This window comes from Gammaproteobacteria bacterium (assembly GCA_028817225.1).
In the GTDB taxonomy this organism is placed as follows: domain Bacteria; phylum Pseudomonadota; class Gammaproteobacteria; order Poriferisulfidales; family Oxydemutatoraceae; genus Oxydemutator.
This window is the reverse complement of the sequence record JAPPQC010000042.1, coordinates 1-8,612: the sequence shown is the minus strand read 5'-3', so window position 1 is coordinate 8,612 and position 8,612 is coordinate 1. Positions and strand designations below refer to the sequence as shown.

At 66.7% G+C, this 8,612-nt stretch carries 4 protein-coding genes; all 4 read right to left on the bottom strand.

Features of this window, described 5'->3' with window-relative positions:
- Positions 1-900: YhdH/YhfP family quinone oxidoreductase (locus OXU50_05785; protein MDD9869385.1), on the bottom strand; the 900-nt coding region annotated here is incomplete at its 3' end.
- An 83-nt stretch (positions 901-983) separates the two neighbouring features.
- Positions 984-2,138 (bottom strand): 5-(carboxyamino)imidazole ribonucleotide synthase, encoded by a 1,155-nt coding sequence (locus OXU50_05780; protein MDD9869384.1) that lies wholly within the window; start codon positions 2,136-2,138, stop codon positions 984-986.
- Between the two features lie 111 nt (positions 2,139-2,249).
- Positions 2,250-3,113 carry a zinc ABC transporter substrate-binding protein gene (locus tag OXU50_05775; protein ID MDD9869383.1) on the bottom strand — a complete coding sequence of 288 codons (864 nt, stop codon included), beginning with the start codon at positions 3,111-3,113 and terminating at the stop codon, positions 2,250-2,252.
- A 198-nt stretch (positions 3,114-3,311) separates the two neighbouring features.
- The coding region (locus OXU50_05770) for a hypothetical protein (protein ID MDD9869382.1) at positions 3,312-8,612 on the bottom strand (5,301 nt) is incomplete at its 5' end.

The following is an 8,612-nucleotide window of genomic DNA, read 5'->3' as shown; positions in this document are numbered from 1 at the left end:
GGCGAGGATGTGGTCGAGGCATTGGGGCAACAGGTCGGTGGCGAGGCGGGTCCAGATGCGGCGTTTCCAGGCCGTCGGGCAGTTTGCCGAGGTGACGCCGAGCAGGCTGACGCCGCGGACGATGAAAGGCAGCACCGTGGCCGGCAGTTGCGCGGATTGCGCGAGGCCGATGCTGACGACATTGCCCCATGGCTTTGTTGTTGCGAGCAGCGCCGCCGCCGTTTCGCCGCCGAGGTTGTCTATCGCCCCGCCCCACTGCGCCGCGCCGAGCGTGCCGGCGGGCGCCTGCACCGCGCCGGTGACGCGCGCGGCGCCGAGTTTTTCGAGGTAATCGCGCGACGAATTCGGGTTGCGTGTCGAGGCGATGGCTTCGTAGCCGAGTCTTGACAGGAGGTGCACGGCGAAGCCGCCGACGCCGCCGCACGCGCCGGTTACCACGACCGGGCCGTGTTCGGGGCGCTGGCCGTTGGTTTGCATGCGTTCCAGCGCGAGCGCCGCGGTGAAACCGGCGGTGCCGATGATCATTGCGCCGCGCATGTCGAGCGGCGGTGTGACGGGCACGACGATGTCCGCCGGCACGACGGCGTACGGCGCATAACCGCCGTCGCGGGTCTCGCTGAGACCGGCGCCGTTGACCAGCACTTCGGTTCCCGCCGCGAGGCCGGGCGCGGCGCTTTCAATGACGACGCCGGCGAGGTCAATGCCGCCGGTCAGCGGGCTGGTTCTGAGGATGGGCGCGGCGTTGGCGCCGGCCAGCGCGTCCTTGTAATTGACGCCGGAGTAGTGAACTTCAATCAGGACTTCGCCGGCGGCGGGCGCGGCGAATTGCACCGGCTCAAGCCCGGCGCGAAACGCCTCGCCAGCGCGCTGGTGAATGCGGAAAGCCGCGGCTTCAGGCATCGCCGGACAACCTGCGGTGAAATGACAGGGCGCGCCGCCGCAATGCCTTGTTGGCGCGCCGGGGAATCTGAAAAGACGCGGTCTCAGGCATTGCCGGACAACTCGCGGTGGATTTGTGAGGCGCGTTGTTGCAGTGATGCGAGGTCGTCGCCGAGCAGGCAGAAGTGCCCCATCTTGCGGCCTTGCCGCGCCGTGCGTTTGCCGTAAAGGTGCAGGCGCGCGCGCGGCTCGGACAGCAGCGCGTCCCACGCCGGCGGCGCGCCGTCGCGCCACAGGTCGCCCAGCAGGTTGACCATGACGACGGGCGTCAGCAGGCGCGTGTCGCCCGCGGGCAGCGCGCACATCATCCGCGCCTGCTGTTCAAACTGCGACACCGCGCAGGCGTCCATCGTGTAATGGCCGCTGTTGTGCGGGCGCGGCGCGAACTCGTTGGCGAGCAAGGCGCCGTCGCGCGTGACAAAGAACTCGACCGCGAGCACACCGCAGTAATCCATCGCCGCGGCGGCGCGCACGGCCAACTCGCGCGCCTCGTCCTGCAATGCGTCCGGCGCCGACGCCGGCACCGATGTGGTGTGCAGAATGCCGTCGCGGTGGCGGTTTTCGGCGACCGGGAAAACGGCGCACTCGCCGCCGCGCGAGCGCGCCAGAATGACCGAGAGTTCGCAGGCCAGGTCGGCGCGCTGCTCGGCGATGCAGGCGACGCCGCCCATCGCCTTGAACGCCGCCGCCGCCTCGCGCTCGTCGGCGACCGTCGCCTGCCCCTTGCCGTCGTAGCCGAAGCGCGCGCTCTTCAGAATCAGCGGCGGCGCGAGGTGCTTGAACGCGCCGGCGAGGTCGGCGGCGCTGTGCACCTCGGCGAACGGCGTTGTCGCGATGCCGGCGTCGCGCAGGAAGTTTTTTTCGGTGATGCGGTTTTGCGCGATGCACAGCGGCTCGATGCCCGGGCAGACCGCAACGCCGGTGCGCTGCAAGTGTTCAAGCGCCGCCGCCGGTACATTCTCGAACTCGGTGGTGACAGCGTCGCAGTCGCGCGCGAAGGCCGTCAGCGCCGCGGTTTCGGGATAGTCGGCGCAGAGATGAAGGTCGGCAATGGCGCCCGCGGGGCTGTCGCGGTCGGGGTCGAACACCGCCGTGCGGTAACCCAGCGTGCGCGCCGCGGTGACGAACATGCGCCCCAACTGGCCGCCGCCGAAAACACCCAGCGTCGCGCCGGGCAGCAATGGCGGGCGGGGTGTCACCTCGGCAAGCCGCCGCCGGCGCTGGCGGCGTCGGCGGCGATGTTGTCAAGTGTGCGCGTCACCTCAAGAGGCAACCGGGAATGCCGGCGGCGATGTTGCCGAGTGCGGGCGTCACTTCAAGAGGCAGCTGCGGATGCCGTCGGCGAGGTTTTCGAGCAGGCGGAAATACAGGCCGGTGCCGGTTTCAAGGCCGGCGCCGAGCGGGTCGAGCGCGCCGCTGTTGATGTCGAGGTCCTCGCTCAGTGCGCGCACCGCGCGCGCCGGAAACTGCGGTTCGTGGAACACGCACATGGCGCCGGCACGGCGGATGATTTCGCTGACTTCGCGGATGCGGGCGATGGTCGGCCCGCCGTGGTGGTGGTCGTGCCCGCCCGGCGACAGCACGGCGACAACCGACAAACCGTAGCGGCTCGTGAAGTGATGGTAGGCGTCGTGGAAGACGGCAAAGGGCTGTCCGCGCACCGGCTCCAGGCGTTGGCGCAGGTTTTCATCGAGTTCCGCAAGGCGCGACGCCAGCGCGAGGGCGTTGGCCTCATAGGTTGCGCGGTTTTGCGGCGCCGCGTCGGCAAGGTGGCGCGCGATGATGCGCGCGAGGCGCGACGCGGTTTGCGGGTCGAGCCAGATGTGCGGGTCGTCGGACGCGGTGTCAACTTCCCGTGCCAGCGCGACGCGGCGCACCGAATCCGGCAGCGTCTTGAACGCTTTGTTCAGAAAGGTCTCGAATGTGTCGCCGATGTAAAAGACGATGCCGGCGTCGTGCAGCGCCTTCACCTGCGACGGCTTCAGGTGCGCGCCGTGCGGCGTTTGCGACGCCGGCAGCAGCAGGTGCGCGTCGCCGGTGTCGCCCATGACGCCCTGCACCAGCGAATGCAGCGGCGCGATGGTGGCGACGATGTCGGCGGCGCGGCCCGGCGACGCCGGCAGCAGCAGCAGTGCGGCCAGCGTTGTGGTCAGCAGTGTCTTTGTTTTTGGCATTTTATCGCTCCTTTCGTTATGTGAATTTGCTGTGTAAACCGGCATTGAGGCCGGCCTTGCGGTCTTTGATATTGGGGGCGTATTGAAGAATGACAAGTCATTGATGACAGGTTTTCTGCGGTGCTTGTGTTGTTTGCGCGCGGCGCGGGCGCGAATGCTCCCGCGGAAACCGGGTGATGGCCGCGGGGGAAGCGGTGGTTACGGGGTGTCCTCGTTCTCCATGATGACGGCGCCCTGCAGGAAAACGCGCAGCCGCACGCGCACGGAGGAGTTGTCCTCGATTGTGACAACGGCTTGCCTCGGGTCGCCGACTTGCATCGGGGTGTCGCTTGCGCCAGCCGCGCCGCTCGCACCGCCGGCGCCGCTTGCGCCACCCGCACCGCTTGCACCACCGGCGCCGCCTGCGCCACTGTCGTCGCTTGCACCGACCAGACCGCCGGCGCCGGCGGCGCCCGCCTCATCCGAACGGGCGGGCACCCTGCGCGGCGACGCCACTGTCGGCGTGCCGAGAGTAATCATCAGGGTTTCTTCGCTTTCCAGCACATTGTCCCTGTTTGTGTGGATTGTGAAAGTGTACGGCCCTTCGCTGCCGGCGGCGATGGTGAAACTGCCGCGGTTGTCGTCAATGTAGTCGTCGTCGGTGACGCCGCCGCCGATGGAGCGGACGGTGTACGGCACGATGATGTCCGTCGCCGGTATGCCGCCGGTGAGCGTTACCGTGAAGACGGCGTCGCCGCCCTCCTTGACGGACTGCGACGCCGGGCCGATGGTTACCGTTACATCGTCGTCGCGGACGATGACGATGACCGAGTCGGTGCCGACCAGGCCCTGGCTGTCGGTTACGCTCAGCGTCAGCGTGAAGACCTTGCCGCGCCCGCTGGCCGTTACATCGGGCCATGACACCACCGGCGTCGCGGTGCCGGCGATGTTCAGCGCCGGCGTCGCCGGGCTTTGCGTCCATTCATAGCGCAGGTCGGTGTCGCCGTCCGGGTCGCTGGCGGCGCCGACCAGCGTTGAGGTGGTGTCTTCCATCACGCTGTCGCGGCCCGCCGACGCCACCGCCCGCGGCGGTTCCACATCGTCTATCGTTACCGCGACGATGTCGCTGGCGGTGCCGCTGCTGGTGCCGGCCCTGGCGGCGGCGGCGCTCAGGCGGAAGTAATAGGTTCTGCTGCGCGGCACATCCGGCGCGGTGAAGCGCGCGACGGTTGCGATGGGCGCGGTGGCGGTGCCGGTAGTGGCGGCGGCGGTGGTGCCGCTGGAAACGGCGGCGGTGCCGGTGGTGGCGCCGGCGGTGGCGCCGGTGCCGCTGGTGGCGATGAGTTCGTCGGTGATGCCGGTGGGGCCGGTGATGGGGCCTGCGTAGCCGTCGTCACCAGGCTGGATGACGGTGGCGGCGGTGCTGTCTTCGCTGACCTGCTCCCAGCGGTATGTCAATGTGCTGCCGGTGTCGCTGGCGTTGCGCGCCACGGTGCCGCTGAGGGTGACGGTGGTGGCGCTGGAAGCCGCGGCGGTGCCGGTGCTTTCGGCCACCGCATCCTGGTCGCTGCCTGCGTTGACCATCGGCTCGGGCACCGGCGGGTCACTCGGCGCGATGGAAACGAAGGCGCTGACGGCCCTGTCTTGCAGAACGACATTCCCCCCTTCGCGTGCTTGCGCGGAAAAATCAAGTTGGACGGAGAAGGTTTCCGTTGTCATCTCGCTGACGGCGTCGTCATGGATGGGGATGACCACAGTGGCGCTGCGCGCGGTGTCGCCGAGGGTGATGGCATGGTTGACCAGGCGGGTGAAGTCGCCCGGCGCGGCGGCGCTGCGGTTGCGGGTGTTGACGACGAGGCGGAAGTCGCCGCTGGTGATGGGCACATCCGCCGCAGGACTGAGGATGACCGCGGTCAGCGTGACCGCGCCGGCGCCCTCGCGCGTTGTCAGCGTGCGCGAGAACGGCGCCCAGCCGGCGCGGATGATGTCGTTGTCGCGGATGGTTACGGTGGCGGAATCGGGGGCCACGGTTACGCTGTCCACTCCGGCGGTTTGCGCCGTTGCCAGATTGACGCGGAAGGTCTCGTCGGTTTCCGGGCTGGCGTCGTCGGTCAGCGCGACAGTAAAGCACCGGCGGCGGTTGTCATCGTTGAGTGTGGCGACGGTGCGGCGGTTGATGGCGGTGTAGTCGCCGGTTCCGGCGCTGCCGGGGACGGTGGTCGCGCTGAGGCTGATTTGCGCGTCGCCGAGCGGCGCCGATGACGCCGGGCTGATAACGGCGGCGCACAGGTCGGCGAGGCGCTCCCTTTCGCGGGCGCAAAATGTGGTCTCGCAATTCGCGGAGTTGGCCGCGTGCGGCACAAAGCCGACGGTGATGTTGCGGTCGCTGGGTTCAATGACGACCGATGCGCTGCGCGCGTCGCCGAGGCGCACGCCGCCCGCCGTCGTGCGCGGCGTGCCGAGGCGGACATGCAGGGTTTCCGCGAGTTCAAAGTCGTTGTCGTTTTCAATCGGCAGAATAATCCAGGCGGCGGAAGTGGCGGCGCTGATTGTCAGTGTGCCGCCGGCAACCGCGCCGGATGACGAGGGGGCGGTGGCGGTGGTTACCGTCCATGTTCTTGTGGTGAATTCGCCGCCGAATCCTCCTATTGCCCGCCAGTACCAGTGGGCTTCAACATCGGCGGGATGGCCGCGATCTATCACGAGGCCGGCGTCGGCGCGGTCACCTGTTACCGTGAAGGGCACTGTGATATCCGCCGTGCGCACGCCGCCTTCGGGGAAGATGGTGAAACGGGCGCTCCCGCCTTCTTCCGCCCTGCTCTGCTCGGCGCTGATGGTTATGACGGTTTCGTCGGCGCGGTCGCTGATGGCGCCGGTGCGGGTGGTGGTGCCGATGGCCGCGCGGCTGACGGTGGCGGTCGGGGTGGTGGCGCCGAAGCGTGTGACGCCGGTCCAGGTTGAGGGCAGCGGAGTGATGGTTGCGCCGATTCCGGTCGAGGGGAACGGGACGGCGTCTGCGCCCGCCGGGTTGCCGAGGATTACGGTGTAGGTTTCGGTGGCTTCGTTGGCGTTGTCGTCGAAGGTGGCCACGGACACTGTCGTTGAGGTCGAGCCGCGCTCGATGACGGCGACGCCGCCGGGGAAGTCGCTCATCGGGTTGCCTTCGGCGTCGGCGAAGTCTTGCGGGGTGACCGTGCTAAGCGCGTCGGCGCCGGTGCTGATGCTCCAGGCCACGCGGGCAGTTTCATCGGCAGGTGTTTCGCCATCGCCGAGAACGACGATGAAGGTAACCGTTGTGCCTTCGGCCACCGTTGTCGGCGTTGTTGGGATGGTCAGCGGCGGCAATGGGTCGCTGGAGTTGATGGTGCCGTACTGTGTTACTTCCGCAGACCAATGTATGGAGCCGGCTACCATTCCACCTGCCCGAACATTACTCTCGTCCCCCCGGATTGACGTCCACCCGGCACCAAGACCAACGACAATCTCGTAACTCTCAATCCCCTCTGTCAAATCGTCGTCCAGAACGGGCACAGTGACTGTGACAGAACTTGAATCGGGCGGAATTGCAACGGAGCCGTAGGCAGAATAAACATACCGAGAGGGAACCCCGGAGAAGTCCGGCGCACCCGCCGGATTAGCGCCGCGTCCGCGAATTCTCCAGTGTGCGAGTATAGTGCCGGCAGAAGCTTTGCGTATGAAAGGAGTTTGCAAGGCCCAACTACGGGTGTACATGTGGGAAAGCAATCTATGTCTTGCCAGGCTCGGAAATCCTGTTACCTGGCTCATCTGTCCGTCCAAGAAAAGAACACACGGATGCGGCTCCTGGCCGCAATAAATGCGGTACCGGGGATCATGGGTGGCTGTGATGGTGAAACGAACAGCGTCGCCTTCATCCGCCGGTTCAGGAATCACAGGAATGTCGAGGCGACGGACGGGAACTTCAAAGATATCCCGGTAATGATCCTCAATCCTGCCAACACGCGAGAAGGGCGCTGACAACACGCCGCCGTTCGGATTGCTTATGGTAACCCTGAAAGTCTCACCATCATCGTCATGGATTGCGTCGTCATAAGTCGGCACACTGACCACAACCGAGCGTCTTCCGGCGGGGATGGTCACCGTGCCAGCGGGGAAAGCGTCAAGCGCATTGCCTTCGGAATCAGCGAAGTCCGCCGGTTCACTGGACTCTTTGGAATCCTGCCACCACCTACGATGAGTTCTGCCGTTGGCGCTGATGGTCCACGCCACGCTGACTGTGCCGTCCGATATCGGCTCATCATCGCCAATACGCACCGTGAACTCCACCGGTTCGCCCTCATCCACCGGCGCCACCTCGTCGAGCGCAATCGTGCGTACAGACAGCGGGTCGCTGGCATTGATGGTGACGGTCGCGTTGCGCGCGTCGCCGAGGCGCACGCTGCCCGCCGGGATGCGCGGTGTGCCGAGGCGCACTTGCAGGGTTTCCGCATCCTCGAAAAGATCGTCGTCGGTGATTGTCAGTGTGATGACAACGGAGGCAGTGCCGGTGGTGTTGGCGGCCAATATCGCCGTGGTGGCGCCGAAGTCGTCGCCTGCCATGAAATGCATTAAATATCGGCCGTTGCCCGGCTGCACGGTCCCGTAGATGCGCCCGTCGGGCGGGTTGTTGGCGCGGTCACGACTGCCATCACTTACTGACACCGTGAAAGGCACTTCAATTTCCGCCGTGGGCGTGCCGCCGGACAGTGTGATGGTGAAGGTGGCGATGGCGCCCTCGTCCACGCTGCTCTGGTCGGCGGCGATGGTTATGATGGTTTCATCGGCGTGGTCGCTGATGGCGCCGGTGCGGGTGGTGGCGAAAGCGGTGCGGCTGGTGACGGTTCCGGTTGTGGCGGACGAGAAGGCAAGCACGCCGGTTCCGGTTGTGGCGAGCGGGATGGCGGGCGGTGCGCGCGCCGGATCGCCGAGGGTTACGGTGTAGGTTTCGGTGGCTTCGTTGGCGTTGTCGTCGAAGGTGGCCACGGAGACTGTCGTCAAGGTTGAGCCGCGCTCGATGACGGCGACGCCGTTCGGGAAATCGGCCATCGGGTTGCCTTCGGCGTCGGCAAAGTCCTGCGGAGTGACTGTGCTGAGCGCGTCGGTGCCGGTGCTGATGCTCCAGACGATGCGGGCGGTTTCATCGGCGGGGGTTTCGCCGTCGCCGAGAACGACGGTGAAGGTAACCGTTGTGCCTTCGGCCACTGTTGTCGGCGTGGTCGGGATGTTCAGCGGCAGCATGTCATTGTCGTTGATGATGCCGTTTTGCGACAGCGGCGAGATGAGTCTCGCGCTCAAACCGGGGTTGCTCAGGGTGACGGTGTAGGTTCTGGCGCCGCCGTCTTCATCGTCATCAACAGTCGGCACGGTGATGGTTACCGAGCGCTCGCTGTTCGCAATGATGGCGACGCCGGACGGGTATTCGCTCAGCGGATTGCCTTCGGCGTCGGCAAAGTCCGACGGAAGCGCCGGGTTGTCGCCGCTGCCGCTGATGCTCCAGGCAGC